Annotated in this window: 18 protein-coding genes and 1 pseudogene; 11 read left to right on the top strand and 8 right to left on the bottom strand. The window is 54.1% G+C overall.

The window, feature by feature from the left end:
• Positions 1-121: 121 nt before the first annotated feature.
• The 4 genes and pseudogenes from IYV58_RS12320 to IYV58_RS12310 all read left to right on the top strand — a co-directional run bounded on the left by IYV58_RS12320 (position 122) and on the right by IYV58_RS12310 (position 2,274).
• Complete coding sequence (locus IYV58_RS12320) at positions 122-691, top strand: XRE family transcriptional regulator (RefSeq protein ID WP_004121027.1); 570 nt, start codon at positions 122-124, stop codon at positions 689-691.
• A gap of 442 nt (positions 692-1,133) precedes the next feature.
• Positions 1,134-1,496, top strand: a complete 363-nt coding sequence (locus tag IYV58_RS12315; protein WP_004121031.1) for a cupin domain-containing protein — start codon at positions 1,134-1,136, stop codon at positions 1,494-1,496.
• An 83-nt stretch (positions 1,497-1,579) separates the two neighbouring features.
• Positions 1,580-1,651: pseudogene (locus IYV58_RS28315) on the top strand (hypothetical protein); the annotation flags it as partial.
• Between the two features lie 86 nt (positions 1,652-1,737).
• Positions 1,738-2,274: a dihydrofolate reductase family protein gene (locus IYV58_RS12310; protein ID WP_004121034.1), complete on the top strand. Its 537-nt coding sequence runs from the start codon at positions 1,738-1,740 to the stop codon at positions 2,272-2,274.
• A gap of 217 nt (positions 2,275-2,491) precedes the next feature.
• On the opposite strand, the gene IYV58_RS12305 is transcribed toward IYV58_RS12310, so the two are convergent.
• The 6 genes from IYV58_RS12305 to IYV58_RS12280 all read right to left on the bottom strand — a co-directional run bounded on the left by IYV58_RS12305 (position 2,492) and on the right by IYV58_RS12280 (position 7,968).
• Positions 2,492-3,307, bottom strand: coding sequence for a phytanoyl-CoA dioxygenase family protein (locus IYV58_RS12305; RefSeq protein WP_049114496.1), 816 nt, complete (start codon positions 3,305-3,307; stop codon positions 2,492-2,494).
• A 23-nt stretch (positions 3,308-3,330) separates the two neighbouring features.
• Positions 3,331-4,500, bottom strand: a complete 1,170-nt coding sequence (gene argE / locus IYV58_RS12300) for an acetylornithine deacetylase (RefSeq protein ID WP_142446477.1) — start codon at positions 4,498-4,500, stop codon at positions 3,331-3,333.
• Positions 4,493-5,167 carry a DUF1028 domain-containing protein gene (locus tag IYV58_RS12295; protein WP_049114498.1) on the bottom strand — a complete coding sequence of 225 codons (675 nt, stop codon included), beginning with the start codon at positions 5,165-5,167 and terminating at the stop codon, positions 4,493-4,495. The genes argE and IYV58_RS12295 overlap by 8 nt, the downstream gene beginning before the upstream one ends.
• Positions 5,164-5,598: a RidA family protein gene (locus IYV58_RS12290; RefSeq protein ID WP_004139129.1), complete on the bottom strand. Its 435-nt coding sequence runs from the start codon at positions 5,596-5,598 to the stop codon at positions 5,164-5,166. The genes IYV58_RS12295 and IYV58_RS12290 overlap by 4 nt, the downstream gene beginning before the upstream one ends.
• Positions 5,599-5,621: 23 nt before the next feature.
• Positions 5,622-6,881: a flavin-containing monooxygenase gene (locus IYV58_RS12285; protein WP_004121044.1), complete on the bottom strand. Its 1,260-nt coding sequence runs from the start codon at positions 6,879-6,881 to the stop codon at positions 5,622-5,624.
• 169 nt (positions 6,882-7,050) lie between these two features.
• Positions 7,051-7,968 (bottom strand): LysR family transcriptional regulator, encoded by a 918-nt coding sequence (locus IYV58_RS12280; protein WP_004121046.1) that lies wholly within the window; start codon positions 7,966-7,968, stop codon positions 7,051-7,053.
• A gap of 487 nt (positions 7,969-8,455) precedes the next feature.
• On the opposite strand from IYV58_RS12280, the gene IYV58_RS12275 reads away from it, so the two are divergent.
• Genes IYV58_RS12275 through IYV58_RS12260 form a run of 4 tightly spaced genes read left to right on the top strand, consistent with a single transcriptional unit; the run spans position 8,456 to position 12,466 of the window.
• A complete protein-coding gene (locus IYV58_RS12275; protein WP_004121048.1) occupies positions 8,456-9,976 on the top strand; it encodes an amino acid ABC transporter permease/ATP-binding protein in 1,521 nt (506 codons plus the stop codon).
• A gap of 27 nt (positions 9,977-10,003) precedes the next feature.
• Positions 10,004-10,876: a phytanoyl-CoA dioxygenase family protein gene (locus IYV58_RS12270; protein WP_195729644.1), complete on the top strand. Its 873-nt coding sequence runs from the start codon at positions 10,004-10,006 to the stop codon at positions 10,874-10,876.
• A 23-nt stretch (positions 10,877-10,899) separates the two neighbouring features.
• Entirely contained in the window at positions 10,900-11,730 is an 831-nt protein-coding gene (locus IYV58_RS12265; protein WP_004121052.1) for an ABC transporter substrate-binding protein, read from the top strand.
• Positions 11,731-11,734: 4 nt separating this feature from the next.
• On the top strand, positions 11,735-12,466 hold the full coding sequence (locus IYV58_RS12260) for a class II aldolase and adducin N-terminal domain-containing protein (RefSeq protein ID WP_049080210.1): 732 nt from the start codon (positions 11,735-11,737) through the stop codon (positions 12,464-12,466).
• A 170-nt stretch (positions 12,467-12,636) separates the two neighbouring features.
• Here IYV58_RS12260 and IYV58_RS12255 read toward each other — a convergent pair whose 3' ends face one another.
• Positions 12,637-14,136, bottom strand: a complete 1,500-nt coding sequence (locus tag IYV58_RS12255; protein ID WP_195729643.1) for an aldehyde dehydrogenase family protein — start codon at positions 14,134-14,136, stop codon at positions 12,637-12,639.
• A 237-nt stretch (positions 14,137-14,373) separates the two neighbouring features.
• Positions 14,374-14,832, bottom strand: coding sequence for an outer membrane lipoprotein (locus tag IYV58_RS12250; RefSeq protein ID WP_087829529.1), 459 nt, complete (start codon positions 14,830-14,832; stop codon positions 14,374-14,376).
• Positions 14,833-15,533: 701 nt separating this feature from the next.
• On the opposite strand from IYV58_RS12250, the gene IYV58_RS12245 reads away from it, so the two are divergent.
• The 3 genes from IYV58_RS12245 (at position 15,534) to IYV58_RS12235 (ending at position 18,727) form a co-directional block, all read left to right on the top strand.
• Positions 15,534-15,812, top strand: a complete 279-nt coding sequence (locus IYV58_RS12245) for a hypothetical protein (protein WP_087829532.1) — start codon at positions 15,534-15,536, stop codon at positions 15,810-15,812.
• A gap of 117 nt (positions 15,813-15,929) precedes the next feature.
• Complete coding sequence (locus tag IYV58_RS12240; protein ID WP_087829534.1) at positions 15,930-17,429, top strand: amino acid permease; 1,500 nt, start codon at positions 15,930-15,932, stop codon at positions 17,427-17,429.
• A gap of 14 nt (positions 17,430-17,443) precedes the next feature.
• A complete protein-coding gene (locus IYV58_RS12235) occupies positions 17,444-18,727 on the top strand; it encodes an arginine deiminase (RefSeq protein ID WP_087829537.1) in 1,284 nt (427 codons plus the stop codon).
• Positions 18,728-19,144: the final 417 nt, after the last annotated feature.

Genomic DNA, 19,144 nt, shown 5'->3' with positions numbered 1-19,144 from the left:
TGCCTGTTGATGCAGCTATGATATATCAGGCCGGCGACAGCATTGTTATGTCCTTACCGCAATCACAACTGGGCGGGCATTTATTCATATGAGAAAACCACACTCGGGGAGGGTCGCAATAATGGCTGATTCAGGACACGATAAACCTGCTGCGTTGTCATTAAATATCGGTAATAAAATAAGACGACTGCGGCAGTCACGGGGGGTTTCGTTAAATGACCTGTCTAAATTGTCAGGGGTTTCAAAGGGGGCATTATCCAAACTGGAGTCAGGATCCTCCAGCCCCCGTGTCGATACGCTGGACGCTATCGCCACAGCATTACGTTTACCGGTTGGCGATTTACTGAGCGGCGGCAGCAGGATATATCCCTGTTTTGATAAATATCGTCCCGCGCCGGGCGAATATTCGCAAATGATGAAATTCCGCATCGGCCCCGGCAATACCTCCGAGATATGGTTGCTGCAAATGGAGCCGCAGGTCACCATCCACAGTCCCGGGCATTCAGACGGGTCGCATGAACATATACTGGTTCACAGCGGCACCCTGCATCTGCGCTTTAGTCAGTACGAAGTCATCACATTAGAAGCCGGGGATTTTTACGCTTTCTCCGCGCAGGTTGCGCACACATATAGCTCAAAGGAGACGGCGATTAGCGCAACGGTGGTGATGAGTCACCTCGAGCCAGGTTAACTCCTCCATGTGATTATCTGGCCAGGCGCCCTCTGATAAAATGCCGAAGAGCGGGCATGTGTTCACTTAAAGAAACAAAAACGCTCTCCTGAAAGCCAGGCGGAAAATTCTTTTATAAATAAAATGAAGTAAATTCAGCCGATTGATTTTGTATTGATAAATTATTCCGCCCGTAACCGGGAAACCCATTGTTCTGCATGCGGGCTGACTGTATTGTTATTTCGAACAACAACACCGGCTTCCCTACGCTGTATTTTTCCGCAATGCGAAGCAGTTGTTAGCGCCAGAAAGCTGGCCATGTTACGGCCAATTTATCTTTGGTCTGCCGGAGTTTTTTTTGCAATGAATATCGACCTTCCGGTGGCGCGCCGCGCTCCCATTGTCGGTTCTTTTTTTATGCCAAATAAATCCATCTGGATTATATATGTGACGGAGAAGATGAGTGCGTAAAGTTAATTTAAAAGAAAGTTTTGCTCTATTCAGCGAATGCTGGAGCCCCAAAATTGTCGGCGAAATTAATAACGAGTATGTCAAACTGGCTAAATTAGCCGGAAAGTTTGACTGGCATCATCATGAACATGAGGATGAGCTTTTTCTTGTTATCAGCGGCCGCTTGCGAATGGGGTTAAGAACGGGCGATATCGTGCTTGAAGCGGGTGAGTTTATCATTGTGCCGAAAGGAACCGAGCATTGTCCTGAAGCGTTAACTGAAGAGTGCTGCGTCGTTTTACTTGAGCCAAAAACGACGCTGAATACGGGCAATATCGTCAATGAACGTACGGTCCATGAGCTGGATAGACTATAGCCGCGCCTCCTGACGTCTCAGAACGTTATCAACGAAGTTTCGTGTGAAATTAACACTCTCATAACATAATTAAAATTAAGCAAATGAAGCAGGTTGGCATTGTGGGTTGGCGAGGAATGGTCGATTCTGTTTTGCTACAGCGAATAATCGAAGAGTGAGGGGGTATTTTATGTCCTTTCGCAGGAAGTAAGTCCATCCTTAAAACCAACGGCATAAATACACGCTGAATACGGAGCTCTTGATGGTCACTACACATGTTTTTATCGCGGTCAGTCTTGATGGTTATATCGCCCGACAGGATGGCGATATCGACTGGCTGTTGCAGCGCGATGACCCGACAGAAGATCATGGCTATGCCGCATTCATCGCGGACAAAGATTGGATCGTTATGGGCCGAGGGAGCTATGAGAAGGCGCTGACTTTTGACCAATGGCCTTACGATCGACCCGTGCTGGTTCTCTCCCGACAGCTATCCGATATCGCCATTCCCGAGGCGCTGAAGGGCAAAGTGCAGCTCTCAAGCCGCACGCCAGGGGAAGTGCTTGCTGACCTGGCGTTGCAAAACGCGCATCGCGTCTATCTGGATGGCGGGCTGGTAATACAGTCGTTCCTGCGCGAAGGTCTGGTCGCCGATATGATTATCACTACCGTTCCTGTCCTGCTCGGTGCGGGAAAACCGCTGTTCGGTTCCCTGACAAGGGATATCGATTTGACGCTGTTATCAAGCCGCAGCTTCCCTTCGGGTCTGGTGCAGTCGCACTATCGGCTGACGTCATAAACTGCATAAATACATAGCGGCGACCAACGCGGAAGCAACAGTACCGCCCTGCCAGCGGTATTGAATGTTACTGATATAATCTCAAAATAGATAAAAGAGGTGACGCATGGGGACTGACAAAGTGCATAAACAAATATCAAGAAGCTTCAATCCCCTCCGTCAGGGGAGTAAACCATTTAGTCGCAAGATGGGCGGGTCCTCGCCCGCCCTGCCGCCGCTACCGCGGCCAGACCTGCGGAAACTCATCGGCGATTAGGGGCTCGCCGTCGCGCAGCTTAAGCCCCGGAAACGGCGGCGAGGTCACGCCGCCGCGGTCGGCGAATGTCGCATCATCCCCGACCCAACGGGCAGAAAATACCCGCCGCGCGCGGGCGCTTGAATTGCCCCTGGCGCCGTGCAGCGTGCGGAAATGGAAAGCGACCGCATCGCCCGGCTCCAACGCCCAGCTGACAATATCGTAATCCTCCTGATGGGCATCGATATCCGGCAGCTCTTTAAAACGCGAGTGGGAATAGAGCTTTGAACCGTTAAACCGCGTTGGGCTGAACTCCTCGTCCCAGCGATGGGAACCGCGAATACAGCGCAGCGAAATCGCCTCCGCTACCGGATCGAGCGGGATCCACAGGCTGACATTCTGCCGCCCCTCCACGCAGTAATAGGGCTGATCGTGGTGCCATGGCGTTACCGTACTGCCGCCGGGCTGTTTCACCAGCGTGTGCTCGTGGAAAAACTTCGCCGTCTGCGACCCCATCAGCGCCGCGGCGATCTCCGCCGCCGGCGACTGAAAAACAAAATCGCGAAATTCCGGGATTCGTTGCCAGTTGCAATAGTCCTGAAAGAACGGTGCCGAACCGTCCTCAGGGATCACCGTTCGCGCATGACCATATTCGCTGGGGTTCTCCATCAGCGCGGCGACGCCGCGCGACAGGCTCTCGATCCACGGCGTGAACACGCCTTTAAGCAGTACGACGCCGTCGGCCTGCCAGCGGTCGACGGTCTGTTGATCTATGAGCGGGGAGTTCGGGTTTTGCATAGTCGCCATCCTGTGTTGATAAATCAGTGAAGAGAATCGGAGGGATCGGCGCGCATCCAGGCGCAAAGGTTTTCCAGCATCGCCATACAGCGTTCGGTCTGGGGGATGCTGATATATTCGTCCGCTTTGTGGCCCTGCGCCATGCTGCCCGGCCCGCAGATCAGCGTCGCGACGCCTGCCTCGTCAAACAGGCCGCCTTCGGTACCGTAGGCGACGGTGGTGAAATCATCGCAGCCGCACCACTGCGCCAGCCAACGGGCGAACTCTGACTGCGGGTCGCTCAGCAGCCCCGGATAGTGGCTCAGCGTCTGGAAATGAATGTCGCTGCGCTGCGCCACCTTGCGCATCGCCGGAAGCAGCTGCTCGCGGGCATAATCGCCCAGGGCGTCGGTCACGGCCTGCGGGCACGTGCCGGGTAAATAGCGAATTTCAAAGTCGAACCAGCAGGATTGCGGAACGATATTCAGCGCCGCGCCGCCGTGGATCGTCCCTACCTGCAGCGTGCCTGACGGCGGCGAGAACCGGTGGTCCTGCTGCCGTGAAAAGCTTTCGCCCAGCCCATCCAGCTGGTAAATCAGCTTCGCCGCATAGCTAATCGCGTTAACCCCTTGCGGGGCGTAGGCCGAATGGCAGGCGTGGCCTTCCACGCGACAGCGCACCGCGAGCTTGCCTTTATGACCATAGACCGGGCGCATGTCGGTCGGCTCGCCGATAATACACAGCGCCGGTTTCTCGGCGGAGGCGCGGAGAAAATCCACCAGGCTGCGCACGCCCAGACAGCCGACTTCCTCATCATAAGAGAATGCCAGATGCAGCGGCATCCGCAGCGGCGCGGCCAGAAACGCCTCCAGCGACGCCAGCACGCAGGCGATAAATCCTTTCATATCCGCGCTGCCGCGACCGTAGTAGCGCCCGTCGCGTTCGGTAAGGGCGAACGGCGGCACCGTCCACGCCTGACCATCTACCGGCACCACGTCGGTATGGCCGGAGAGCATCACCCCGCCGGGGCCGGTTGGCCCAAGGCGGGCATAGAGGTTTGCCTTGCGCCCTTCGTCGTCATAAAACAGCTGCGACGTTACGCCGCGCGCGCGCAGAAAGTCGCCGATCCAGGCAATCAGCGCCAGATTCGACTCGCGGCTGGTGGTATCAAACGCAAGCAGCGCGCCGAGGATCTCACGCACGCGGTTATTCATCGCCCGGCACCCCGTAGGTCGGCGCTTCGCGCGGGTCAAGCGCACGGGTGATATACGCTTCCATCTGCGGCTCGTAGGCCAGCCACAGCGCTTCCAGCGCTGCTACCGGACGTTCTTCCGCCCAGTCGACGCGTAAATCCACCACCGGCCAGGCGTAATCCTCCACGACTTTAAGCGCCGCCGAGTGCTCCGGCCCGGCTTCCCCGCCCGCATCGATACCCGCCTGCAGAGCCGCAATCAGGCGGCTGGCCAGTTCGCCGGTGGCGGCTTCGAACGCCGCCGTCATGGCGGTAATCACCTGCGGGTTGGCCAGCATATTCCCCGCCGCCACGCAGTTCTCGCCCTGCGCCAGCTGCCAGATGCCGAGCGTATGTTCACCGCTGAACACTGCGCTCTCGCCGCTGGCGTCGATGACCGCCACCTGGCGATAATCGCTAAACCGGTCTTCGCCCAGCGCCTGCTTCAGGGCCTGCTGCGGCGTGAGCCCCGCCTCAAGCCCGGCAAGAATCTGCGGTCCGAGCGCGGGCAGCGTAATGTTCTGGCTGGATACCGCGCCAACACCTGCCAGCAGCCACGGGCAGCGGGCGCCGACGGCAATGCTGGATGAGCTAATCGCAATGCCCAGTTGACCCGACTCCGGGCACAGGGCGGAAATCGAAAGGGTCATGGTGCCTCCTGCGCATGCCAGTCGTCAGGGATCACCGCCGTGACGTCAATTTCCATCAGCCACTGCGGCTGCGCGAGGGCCGACACCACCACGCCGGTCGAAATGGGAAACACGCCTTTGAGCCATTTCCCCACCTCCTGGTACACCGGTTCGCGGTAGCGCGGGTCGATCAGATAGGTCGTCGTTTTCACGATATGCGTCAGATCGCTGCCAGCCTCTTCCAGCAGCTGTTTAACGTTCTTCATCGCCTGTTCCGCCTGGGCGCGCGGGTCGCCCAGGCCGATCAAATTGCCGTCAAAATCGGTACCCACCTGGCCGCGAACGTACACGGTATTTCCCGCGCGCACCGCCTGGCACAGATCGTTATTGAGCGTCTGATTGGGATAGGTCTCTTTGGTGTTAAACATCCGAATACGGGTATGGGTAGGCATAGGTTGCGTCCTCAAATCAGGCGTTAGCAGGAAGGTTGGTAGTGTTGATACTGGCGCTGAATGGCAATCTGATCGGCGATGTATTTCGCATCGTGCCAGACGCCCCAGATAAAGGTTGAACCACGGCGGGAGAGCCAGGGCAGGCCAAGGAAATAGACACCCGGTTCGCTGGAAACGCCGCGATGGTGCTGCGGGCGCTGCTGTTCATTAAAGGCGTTGACCTTCAGCCATCGGTAATCGGTGGTATAGCCGGTGGCCCAGATAATGCTGCGCACGCCCGCCTTTTCCAGGTCGAGTTCGGCGAGCGGCTGGGTCAGGCAATCGGGGTCGGGCAGGAAGAAGCGCGCTTCCGGCTCTTCCGGCAGCGACAGCCCGTTGCGAGCGATATACTCATCCGCAGCGTCGAGCAGCGCCAGATAAGAGGCGTCGCCGAGACGAATGTTGTCCGCCAGATCGGCACGGAATACGGCTTTGCCCTCGGTAAAGCCGTGCGTCTGCCCGACCAGGGTAATCCCCTGGTGCGCCAGTTGGCGAAAGTCAACGGTATGACCGCCGCGCGCGCCGCTGACCGCAATCGTCACGTGTTCTTTACCGGGCTGATTGGCCGCCGCATCCCACAGTCCTAATACCCCCAGCCACCAGCAAAAATCGCGCTGGCGGTAGCGGCGCGGCGGGCGATCGTGCGCGCCGACGGAGAGCCACACCGCACGCCCCGCCCGGCGGAGTTCTTCGGCGATTTGTACGCCGGACGATCCCGCGCCAACCACCAGCACGCCGCCTTCCGCAAGCTGCTGCGGGTTGAAATAGTGCGCGGAATGTATTTGCTCAACTACGCTATCCTGCGGCGCGATGGCCGGTATCACCGGGCGCTGGAAGGGCCCGGTGGCGGCGACAATACGCTGCGCCTCAATCACGCCCAGTGACGTTTCCACGCGAAACCCCGGACGGCCGTTTAAGCGCTCTGCGCTAAAGACCTCAACGCCGGTCTTGATCGGCGCACTAAAGGATTTTGCATACGCGGCGAAGTAGTCGGCAATCTGCTCTTTGGCGACAAAGCTGTCGGCGTCGCAGTCGGGAAAGGTCATGCCGGGAAACCGATCGTGCCAGGCCGGGCCGTTGGCCACCAGCGAATCCCAGCGGCCGCTGCGCCAGGCCTCAGCGATGCGCTTTTTTTCCAGCACCAGATGCGGAATGCCGTGATGCGTCAGATGCTCGCTCATCGCGACGCCCGCCTGCCCCGCGCCCACCACCAGGGTATCGATCTCTGTAATCTGCTCTGTCATGTCTGTGTCCTTCAAGCACGGTTGTCCGGCTTAACCGCCGGAATTGACAGAACTCAGGTTAAGTAAGTGTGATGAAATGGTAAATTATTATAAAACGATCGTCTGAATAGAAATTTACGAGGCTGGATAACGCAGCGGGAAAATAACGCTTGCGGCCGCGTTAATTACATTACGCGTGCTGATGCGGCGTTAATTCCATGCTGCGACAATAATCCATAAAAAGCTGCGTCGGGCGCGTGGGTTCATTATTGGCAAGGTGCGCCATAATTAATGTCGATGCGGGCATCTCGTCGGCAATATCCAACTGCACCAGCTTTTCACCGTCATAGGTCGTATCGCATAGCGGACGGGTAACCAGTACCGAAAAGCCTAATCCCTGACCGACCATACAGCGCACCATTTCAATTGAGGGCGAACTATAGGCCACTTCCGGGTGATAACCTTTCTCTTTAAATATTGAGACAAAATAGTTTTTGCTGGGGACCGCATCGAGCAAAATCATCGGCTCACGACTTAACTCCTGCAGCGTGACGCTTTTTTTTTGCGCCAGTGGATGAGATGCAGGCAGCAATGCATAGGGTTTATGCGGGGCATTGAGCAGCTCTTTATGAATGGAATGCCCTAATTCAAGATCATAAACCAGCGCCAGATCGAAACGCCCGCGATGCAGGCCGTGCATCAGCTCATGTTGCTCACCGTCGTAGAGCTGGAGTGTGATCTCGGGATACATTTTTTTAAATCCCGCCACCAGTTTTGGCATATACAGCGGCGCGACGGATTCAAAGCAGCCGACGGAAATGGTCCCGGATACCAGCTCTTTATCCGCCCGCGAGTTCTGCTCAAACTCATACGATAGCCGCAGCAGCTCTTTGGCTTTATCGTAGAAGCGCCGCCCGCTTGAGGTCAGGGATACGCCCTGCGCGTGGTGGCGAATAAACAGCTGCTGGTCGAAGGTGCTTTCCAGGTTTTTGATGGCAATGGAGATCGACGGCTGGGCAATATGTAGCTGGCGGGAAGCCTCGGCGATACTCTCCGTTTCCACCACCGTCACGAAATACTTAAGCTGTTTGAGGGTAAATCGGTTCATCGCGTCACCATTGATAAAATATTGTCTTATTGCGAACGGGCTTAGTTTTACGATAAGCAGTCTGCAAGCATCGTGCCATGCTCTTTGCGCTCTATATCGTCGGCAAATAACCGCCGCCTCTATTTAATTACCCGCCCTCTTTATTTTCCTGATTTCGCGTATTGCACCATAAAGAATCACCCTGCACCTTATTTGCCCGCAACATGCCCCAATATTGCACAAAATACCGTTTTGCAAAAAATCAGGTTTAAAAATAACGGTGATTGTTTTTAAGTTGTTTCAATGCTGTTTCTCATTAATTGCGTTAAATTCCTTGAGGTTAATATAGCTGTATAGTTTTTTTAAACTTAAAGGCCAAAAATTTACTAATTGCCACCGGTCGAACAGTGCCAGCATAGTGTCAGGGCAAGATGAACGCCGGCGGCTCCCCATTTTAGAACAGGGGAATCGCCTTAATTTCCGTTAATTATGGCGAGTGAAATAGCCCATGACGTTTAACTGGAACTATATGTTAAGCCTGCTCAGTGATGTCGATTTCTGGCAGGCCACCTGGACCGTCATCAAATTAAGTTTGCTGACCTGGGCTTTCAGCATTGTGCTGGGATTCATTCTGGCGCTGGCCAAACAGTCGCCGCGCAAGCTGTTTAACGCGCCTGCCCGCCTCTATATCTGGCTGTTTCGCAGCATGCCGCTGCTGGTGCTGCTGATTTTTGTCTACAACATGCCGCAGGCGCTGCCCTCCTTCGCGCCGGTGCTGAACGACCCGTTCTGGGCCGGGCTGCTGGCGATGGTGCTGAGCGAAGCCGCCTATATTGCTGAAATTCATCGCGGCGGGCTGCTGTCGATTCCGAAAGGACAGAGCGAAGCCGCCCGCGCGCTCGGGCTGCGCTATGCCGGCACCCAGTGGCGCGTGGTGATCCCGCAGGCGCTTCGCGTCGCCCTACCGGCGCTGGCCAATGAGTATATCGCCATCGTCAAGCTCAGCTCGCTGGTGTCGGTTATCTCCCTGACCGAGATCTTAATGGTCGGCCAGCGCCTCTATTCGCAGAATTTCCTCGTCATGGAGACCATGGCGGCGGTGGCGTTTTACTACATCCTGATCGTCACGGTATTTGATTTTCTGCTTAAGCGTCTCGAGACCTGGCTCGACGTCACGCAACGTAAAACCACGCGCCCGGTGGATGAAGAAATGCAGAAGCTGGCCACGGCGCGACGTCCGGCAATGGCCCGCAGCGTCAGCGTGGCGCAGGAGCCAGCGCTGCAGGCGTCTAAATTGCATAAAGCCTATAACAATGTCGAAGTGCTGGGCGCGGTCAGCCTGCAAATTCAGCCCGGCGAAGTCGTCTCCGTCATCGGCCCGTCCGGTTCCGGTAAGACCACGCTGATCCGCCTGCTGAACGGCCTTGAGCAGATCGATAACGGCGAGATCAAAATTAACGGTCAGCCATTTATTCACCTCGAGCGCCAGGGGCAGCAGAAGCCGCGTTTTATGGAGAACAGCGAGCATCGCCAGAATATCGGCATGGTCTTCCAGAGCTTCAACCTGTTCCCCCACCTGACCGTGCTCGGCAACCTGTTGCTGGCACCGCGCTATCACCATCTGGCCAGCGAAGGCGAGCTCAAGCAGCACGCCTGCGAGTTGCTGCATAAAGTCGGGATGCTGGAACACGCGTGGAAATATCCGCATCAGCTTTCGGGCGGCCAGCAGCAGCGGGTGGCGATTGCCCGCGCTCTGATGATGCGTCCGCAAATTATGCTGTTCGATGAACCCACCTCGGCGCTGGATCCGGAAAAGGTTAACGAGGTTCTGCAGGTTATCGAATCGCTGGCCCATGAAGGTATCACCATGGTGATCGTCACCCATGAGATGAACTTCGCCTTTAAGGTTTCCGATCGAATTGTGTTTATGGAAAAAGGACGCGTGGTCTGCGACGACACGCCTCAGGCAATGCGCGATGGCCAGCATCCGCGCGTGGACGCCTTCCTGAAAGATGTCTCTTTGGCTTAACGCTTCCGTTCCTGAAAGGAGAAAAATATGATCGCGCAGTGGCAAATCGAACAGTTTCATCAGCAGGGTTTTCTGGTTGTTGAAGAGGTGCTCTCCGCCGAGGAGGTGGCTCTGCTGCAGAGCGATTTCGACGCATGGGTCGAAGAGAGCCGCCAGCATAGCGAGGCGTGGGGAGAAACCCTGGACGGCCGTCCGCGCTTCGACCTCGAAAGCGATCACGCGCCGAACCACCCCTCGCTGCGCCGGGTCAGTTCGCCCACCGAGATTTCCGCCGCCTACCGCCACGCCGCCTTTAATTCGCGGATGGCGGCGATTGCCGGCCAGCTCATCGGCGGCAGCGGGACCCGCTTTCATCACAGCAAAATCAACTCCAAACTGCCGCACACCGCCACGCAGGTGAAATGGCATCAGGATTTTCTGTTCACTCCCCACAGCAACGACGACATTATCACTGCCCTATTGATGGTTAGCGAAGTGACGCCAGAAAACGGTCCGCTCAACGTGGTCCCGGGAAGCCACCAGGGACCGCTGTGGTCCCACTGGCAAAACGAGCGTTTTACCGGCGCCGTGGCCCCGCAGGTAGAAGAAGCCCACTGCCAGCATCCGCAGGCCTGTTTCGGCCCGGCGGGTTCGGTGTGCTTTATGCATACCCGCCTGCTTCACGCCTCCAGCCCTAATGAAACCGATCTCCCGCGCACGCTGTTTATCAGCGTCTACGCGGCGGAAGATGCCCTGCCGTTCGGTGAAAATCCGCTGCCCAGCGTTCACGCCGGGCAGATGGTTGCCGGTGAAGAGAGCGGCCTGGTGCGTAGTACCGTTAATCATTTACGTCTGCCGCAAAAACCGCGCGGCGCATCCTTTTTTGTCCAGCAGGCCGGTACCGATCGCGCCAGCATGTAATTTGCCCACTTTTTGGAGGTTCTATGAAACGTATTAATGCTTTGCGCCCTGCTGTCCTGCTCCTTTGCGCCGCTGGCGCCCTGTCGTCCTTTAGCGCCCTGGCCTTCCAGCAGCCGGGGAAAATTACCGCCGGTTCGGATATGACCTTTTTCCCGTATGAATATATGGAAAACAACAAGCCCGCCGGGTTCGATATCGAGTTTCTGGCCGGGCTGGCAAAAACCATGGGCCGCGAGGCGGTGAATATTGATACCCGGTTTCCGAATTTGATTCCTGGTTTGCAGGGCGGACGCTTCGATATTACTAACTCGTCGATGTACATCACCGCCGAGCGTCTGAAGGTTATCGATATGGTGCCCTATCTGAAAAGCGGCGAAGCGATCCTCGCGCTGAAAGGCAGCGACTATCAGCCGAAAACGCCGGAAGAGTTTTGCGGTCATAAAATTGGCTCTATGGGCGCGACCTCTTGGCTGGCGCAGTTGCAAAAGCTCTCCGCCGACTACTGCGTGAAAAAGGGCCTGAAGCCAATAGCGCTTAGCGAATACACCACCGACCCGCAAACCACCCAGGCGCTGCTGTCGCGGGCGGTTGAGGCGCAAATCACCGATGCGGCGGTGGCGCGCGGCGTGATTGATAAGCTTGGCGATCGGGTGACGATCTCTTCCGAAACCTTAATTTATCCGGTGCTCAATGGCTTTGGGGTGAAAAAAGGCAATAGCGAAGTGAAAACCGCGCTGGAGGAAGGACTGAAGAAATACAGCGCGACGCCGGAATATGCCGCGCTGCTGAAAAAATATAACTTCCAGGCGCCGACGCCGGAGGACCTGCAAACCCTGATGCCAAAAGCGGAGTAACGACATGGCCCGGTCTTATGAAGAACAGACGCGCATCGACCTGGCGGCGACCTTTCGTATCATCGCCCATCTCGGGATGCACGAGGCGGTGGCCAACCACTTTAGCGCGGCCATCTCGGCAGACGGCAAAAAATTCCTGCTGAATCCGAAATGGAAACACTTTTCGCGCATCCGCGCCAGCGACCTGTTGCTGCTGGACGCCGATGATGAAGCCTGCGCCCGGCGATCTGACGTCGACGCCACGGCGTGGGCGATTCACGGGCAAATCCACCAGCGCCTGCCGGAGGTGCGGGTGGTGCTGCACCTGCATCCGGTGTATACCACCAGCATCGCTTGCCTCGAGACACCGCATATCCCGCCGATCGATCAGAACACGGCGCGCTATTTCAATCGGATAGCCGTCGATAGGTTATACGGCGGCATGGCGGACACCACGGCGGAAGGCGCGCGTCTGGCGTCGCTGCTGGCCGACAAGCGTCGGCTGCTGATGGGCAACCACGGCGTACTGGTGACAGCGCCGTCGATTGGCGAGGCTTTCGATGATATCTGGACTCTGGAGCGCGCCTGTCAGATTCTAGTGACCGCGTGGTCAACGGGGCAGCCGCTGAAAGTGCTCTCCGATGCGGTGGCGGAGAAAACCGCGCAGGACTGGGAGGGGATCGCCGACTTTTCACGCCAGCATTTTGCAGAGATGAAGCAGATGATGATCGACGCCGACCCTTCCTTGCTGGACTGACGGCTTACTCCTGGAAAAAGGCGCCCGGCGGCAGGCGCAACCGGGCATACGGAGATGAGGCGGATTTGAGGTATCGAGGTGCGGATTTTGCCGTAGGCCTGGCGACAGAATCCGCAAGTTACGCGCGTGTAGCCCCGGTGAGGCGCCAGCCCCCACCGGGGAACAGGCGGCTAGTAGCGCACGCAAACCGACTTTGTTTCGCACCAGTCGTCCAGCCAGTCGGGGCCGAAATCGCGGCCGGTGCCGGACTGCTTCATGCCGCCGAACGGCAGGTTGGCGTCGATCAGCGTATGGCTGTTGACCCACACCGTCCCCGCCTGCAGGCGATCGGTATAGCTCAGCGCCTGACTCAGATCGCGGGTCCAGACGCTGGCGGTCAGGCCAAAATCGCTGTCGTTGGCCAGACGCAGCGCCTCTTCGCCGTCGGCCACACGCACCAGGTTCACCACCGGGCCGAAAACCTCTTCCCGGCTAAGGCGCAGCCCGGCGTCGGGATTAATCACCAGCGTTGGCGCAATATAGTAGCCCTGCGCATCCGGCCCCACGTGACCGCTAATCAGCTCTGCCTTCTGCTGACAGGCTTCATCAAGATAAGCCGCCACTTTCGCGCAGTGCGCCTGCGACACCACCGGGTTAATCTGGCTGCTCTCGAGCATTCCGGGTCCGACCTGTAGCGACTTCACCGCCTGCTCAAAGCCGCTCACCAGCGTATCGAACAGCGGCGCTTCGATATAAATTCGCGAACTGGCGGCGCATACCTGCCCCTGATTCAGAAAGCTACCGGTCATTAAGCCCTCAATCACCCACTGCGGATCGGCATCTTTCAGCACGATAGCCGGGTTCTTGCCGCCCAGCTCTAGCGTGACCCGGGTCAGGCGATCGGCGGCCACGCGGGCAATCTGTTTACCGGTAGCGGTCGATCCGGTAAAGCTCACCTTGGCGACCTGCGGATGCGAGGTCAGCGCCGCGCCGCATCCGGCGCCGCTGCCGGTCACCACGTTAAAAACGCCGTCGGGCACGCCGGCCTCGGTTGCCAGTTCCGCCACCCGCAGCAGGGTCAGCGGGGTGGTTTCCGACGGCTTAATGACGATTGAGCAGCCAGCCGCCAGCGCGGGCATCACTTTCCACATGCCGATCATCAGCGGGAAGTTCCACGGCACGATCCCGGCCACCACGCCCACCGGCTCTTTTTTGGTCCACGCCTGATAGCGCGCCCCCGGTGGGAAGGGAATCGATACGTCGAGGGTGCGGCCGCTGATTTTAGTGGTCAGCCCGGCGGTATAGCGCATCCAGTTCAGCGTGCAGCCCACTTCAAAGGCGCGGGAAATGTTAATCGATTTTCCCTGTTCCAGGGTCTCCAGCTGCGCCAGCTCCTCGCCGTGCTGCTCCACCAAATCGGCGAAGCGCAGCAGGATCCGTTCGCGGTCGGCGGGCGTCCGCCCTGCCCAGCTGCGGGAAACGAAAGCACGCCAGGCGGACATCACCGCCCGATCGACATCCGCGGCGTTAGCATCCGCGGTGCTGGCGATAGCCTGACCGGTGGCCGGATCCCAGACGGTTAAACGCTTTTCGCTCTCTGCCGCCTGCTGCGCACCGTCGAGATACAACCCATGCTGTCTGTCTAGAAACTGCTGCACGCTGGCGAGTAGCGCGACCTGTGATGTGGACATACCCCTTCCTTATTGTTCACGGATAGTGGTTTCAGTTTATGCCGGGGTCGCGATTCACGCTTTTTTCTCTGTGACATTCGCTGTTGCCGCTGTGACAGGCGCCGCAATTAAGTCGATGGGTGGACAGGCAACATTATTGAAAAACGCCGGCTGGCCAGGCCTGATTGAGATACCCGAGGACGCATTCAATGACGATATCCTCTCTTGCCGTTATATTAACCTTGATACGCTACTCATTTATCCGGGCAAAATGACAATGTTGCCTCGTCGATAAGCGACCTTGACTTTCTGTCCGACGAAAAAAGGCGTTCCTCTTGTTGGCTGGACAATAACAAAATCACGTCCATCAGTGGGTCTGATAAACAACTCAACAAGCTGGCTACGAGCCAACCGTCTCTGTACTGCTTGCCCGGCCAACACGCCAGCGGCAGCAACACCCACTATCACCTGGCGCTGACCAGTAAGGGTATATCCGGTAATACCACCGAGAGCCCCGCCGCTAACGGTACCTACAGTATTGTAACCCGTATCGTTTTGGAGAGTTATATAGTTTACACCAGTAACAATACCGTATGAGGGGGGTATTTCTTGTCCATAAAAACTATTTTCCATATTATTATCGGCATCAATTGAAGATCCTCTACACCCGACGATTGTGAGTAAAAAAATCACAGCAATGACGATATTCCGGCGCATTAACCTTGTCACTCGTAACAATTATGAAATATTAAAATAACCATGCAAATAGCTGGCCCATTGAAATTCATCAAAATATTGGCAATGCCTATATTTCAGCGTATAAACACCCCCTATTGTTCTGAGCAGGCATTTTTAACTGATATCAATTCAACATCCTACAATCACAGACAGGATCATTGACAACATATCGTCCACCTGACTAAAACTCTCTTTGTTAGTTTAATAAGCGAACTACATGTAAGATAACGGCACAATATCATGCCTAGTTAAACAATCCTTAAACGACTCTCTATGGTTTTTTAATGTTCGTTAAATTGATTCTGATCAAAAAGCCAGCCTCCCTTGTTTAATATCCGTTTAATATAGATCACTAATATCTGGTTAATAAAGCGAAAACCCATTGCGTGAACATTATGAAAAATAAACCGAAGAGAAAAAAAAGCATCAACAGCATTGTATTTATCGCATTCATTATAGTGAATGTATTAATGCTAACCATCAGTATTTACACACTATATTTTAGTTCCTCATCCCCATTCACTGAACATCGAATGCGTCACGATACGACATTCTGGATAGGTGCAATTAAAAATATCGCATTGCTAAGCGGCCTATGGATTTTCGTAGATGTCATTTTTTCCATTTTTTTCTACTTAAAGTCGAAATTTCATTAAAAACATTTTATAAAAGGGTTTGATATGTTGTTTATTATAGCCTGGCTTATCGCCATGGGCACCAGTGAACTGTTATTGTGGTCTTATGGCTACCTTCACCTTATTTCTCCCGTACTTTATATCTCGCTATGCATTATGTTTATCTATCAACGCAGAAAAATACATAAAAATAAAGATCTCAACTTCTATGAGAAAAAAATAGCGTCTATGCGCATGGGCATAATGTTTATTCTGTCTATGCTGGTGATGCTGGCCATCACTGTCAATATCCGTTTTTTCACGCTGATTTATACCGGACTTTAACATTATATGATGTTTCATCTGACGGGATGCCACCTCATTTTATCGGTATGGACTTACGCAGACAATCTGCTGCGAGAAGCGTTTTATCATTAATTTATACGAGCAAGATTTTCAATCATGAATAAATCAGATGCAAAGTTGTCTTTGCCTGCCCTGACCGCGTTGGTGGTCGGTTCGATGATTGGTGCAGGAATATTTTCACTTCCCGCTACTTTCGGGCGCGCAGCGGGCGGGCTTGGTGCCATCATCGCGTGGTGTATCGCTGGAGGGGGAATGTTAACCCTCGCCCTGGTCTTTCAGACTCTGGCCACAAGAAAACCGCATCTGGATTCGGGTATATTTATTTACGCTAAAGAAGGATTCGGGAATTACCTTGGGTTTACTTCCGCGCTCGGTTTTTGGGCGGGGACCTGTATCGGCAACGTATCTTATTTTGTGCTGATAAAATCAACCCTCGGCACATTCTCACCCATCTTTGGGGATGGCAATACTTTATACGCGATTCTCACTGCCTCTGTTGTTCTGTGGTGTTTCCATATTCTGGTATTAAGGGGCGTAAAAGAAGCTGCAATTATTAATACGGTGGTCACCTGGGCCAAAATTATTCCGATAGGTGTCTTTATTATCGTTCTTATGTTCGCGTTCAACGCTGACATTTTCACCGTTAACTTCTGGGGGGGATCCGACATCAAGGACATTCACTCCCATACCCTCTCTGAAGGGTACCATGACCTTATGCACTATATCGCCGCGCCTGACAATGCGCACGAGTCCTTATTTTCGCAGGTCCGCAATACTATGCTGGTGACGGTATTCGTCTTTCTCGGGATAGAGGGGGCGAGCGTGTATTCCCGCCTGGCGAAAAAACGTAGCCATATCGGTACCGCCACGGTGTTCGGTTTTATCGGCGTCCTGTGCATTCTGTGTCTGGTCACTCTCCTCTCATATGGGGTACTTTTACGACCTGAGCTTGCCGCGCTTCGTCAACCTTCGATGGCAGGGGTACTGGAGACAATTGTGGGTCGTCCGGGGATGATTTTTATCAGTATTGCCCTGGTCATATCGGTTTTAGGCGCCTATCTCTCCTGGTCATTACTGGCAGCAGAAGTGTTATACAGCGCAGCAAAATCCGGACTGATGCCAAAAATATTGGCTAAAGAGAACGCTAACCGGGTTCCATATAAGGCTGTCTGGCTGACCAACATATTTATTCAGGTTTTTTTAATCATCACGCTGTTCACCGACTACGCCTTCCAGCTGGCACTGGAGTTAACCAGCTCGCTGACCTTAATTCCTTATTTCCTCGTCAGCGCATATGCTTTAAAGCTTGCGTTAACCGGGGAATCTTACTCCGGCTCTGGAACAGGGATAAGAAAGGGGCTGATACTGTCCACCATTGCCCTGATTTATTCGCTGATGATGATTTACGCTGGCGGCGTGAAATATCTTTTACTTTCTACCATTATTTACGGCCCGGGAACTATTCTTTTCTATTTCGCGAGAAAAGAAAATTTGACGAAAGTTTTTACCAGGCATGAGCGTCTTCTGTTTGCCATGCTGATGTCAGGAGCCATCATCGGTATCTATGCTATTGCAACGGGACTTATTCAAATTTAATAAACGGAAATATTATGCTTACTGAAAATAAAAACATATCACCCGCCTTTGGCGTTTATTCAGAGGTCGGTAAATTAAAAAAAGTCATGGTGTGTTCACCGGGAATGGCGCATGAACGCCTTACGCCGGGGAATTGTGACCGTATGTTGTTTGACGATGTTCTGTGGGTAGCGAACGCCAAACGCGATCACTTCGATTTTATGAATAAAATGCGTGAGCGCGAGGTTGAGGTTGTTGAGTTCCATCAATTGCTGGAAGAAACGGTAAAAAATCCTCTGGCGCGAAAATGGATTCTGGATTTACAAGTGGTACCTGATGAAGTCCCCTTGAGTCTGATAGATGAAACACGAGACTTTCTCGATAATATTTCCGCCCGCGAACTCGCGCAGACTCTACTTGGCGGCCTTTCAACGCTGGAACTGCAACACGTCTCAGGTGGAAAATACGATAAAGAAGAATGCAGACTTCTCCATGCCGCTATTGCACAGAGTCAGTACCTACTTCCTCCTTTACCTAATGCGCTTTACACCCGCGATACCACCTGCTGGATCAATGGCGGCGTTACTCTTAATCCCCTCTACTGGCCAGCCCGTCATGAAGAGACGGTGCTTGCGGCTTCCGTTTACCAGTTCCATCCTGATTTCGCTGGCAAGGTTAACGTGTGGTACGGCGATCCAACGGTCCACCACGGTACGGCTACCCTTGAAGGTGGTGACGTCATGCCGATCGGTAATAAAACAGTGTTAATTGGCATGAGCGAGCGCACCTCTTACCAGGCGATAGCACAGCTTGCGCAAGCGCTCTTTGCGGATCAGCATTCGGGTATTGAGAGGGTGATGATTGCCGCCATGCCAAAGCTTCGAGCCGCGATGCATCTTGATACCGTTTTTACCTTCTGCGACCGGGACCTCGTCACGCTTTATCCACCTATTGTTAATCAAATCAAAACGTTTTCATTGCGACCTGATGAAAGATCGCCGCACGGAATACGGTTAACCAGGGATGAAGATAATTTTGTAGACGCGGTAGCCCACGCGCTAAATCTCAAACAATTAAGAGTTGTGGAAACTGCCGGAAATGACTACGACATGGAACGTCAGCAGTGGGATAGCGGCGCGAATATGGTTGCGCTTGAGCCTGGTGTTGTCGTGGCCTATGACCGAAATACCAAGACTAATGCACAACTGCGGAAAAGCGGTGTTGAGGTGATCACCATTGTTGGCAGCGAATTAGGCCGCGGTCGCGGCGGCGGTCACTGCATGACCTGCCCTATTATTCGCGAGCCCATTGATTATTAATCATAAATATAATTCCTTTTATCATTCTGCGGAGGTCGCTAGCAGGATGGTAAAAGTATAATCGCTATCATGATGAACTGTGCAGGAACAATAATATTATTTGATCCCTGCACTGATTCATTAATGGCCTGCAGAATATATTATGATATCGACAACGGCTGCAGGTATAGTAGTTAGCCCCAGGATTATTTATCATTGCGCAATGACAACTGTGGATAACATCCCCCAGACTGGGATCTCCCTCGACTGTATTTTATCTAAAGTGGATTTCAGAAGCATTTTATATATTTACAAAGATAAACAAAGGCTGAAATAAATTCTCTTCTGATAATGCTAATATCCACTCAGCATTAATGAATAACAGATAACGTCTGCAAAAATTCAGACAGGAGAATTTTATGGAAAAATCCACATTGA

This window comes from Klebsiella sp. BDA134-6 (assembly GCF_015601345.1).
GTDB classification, from domain to species: domain Bacteria; phylum Pseudomonadota; class Gammaproteobacteria; order Enterobacterales; family Enterobacteriaceae; genus Klebsiella; species Klebsiella grimontii.
Note: the sequence above shows the minus strand (reverse complement) of the source record. Positions and strands in the feature narration are given on the sequence as shown.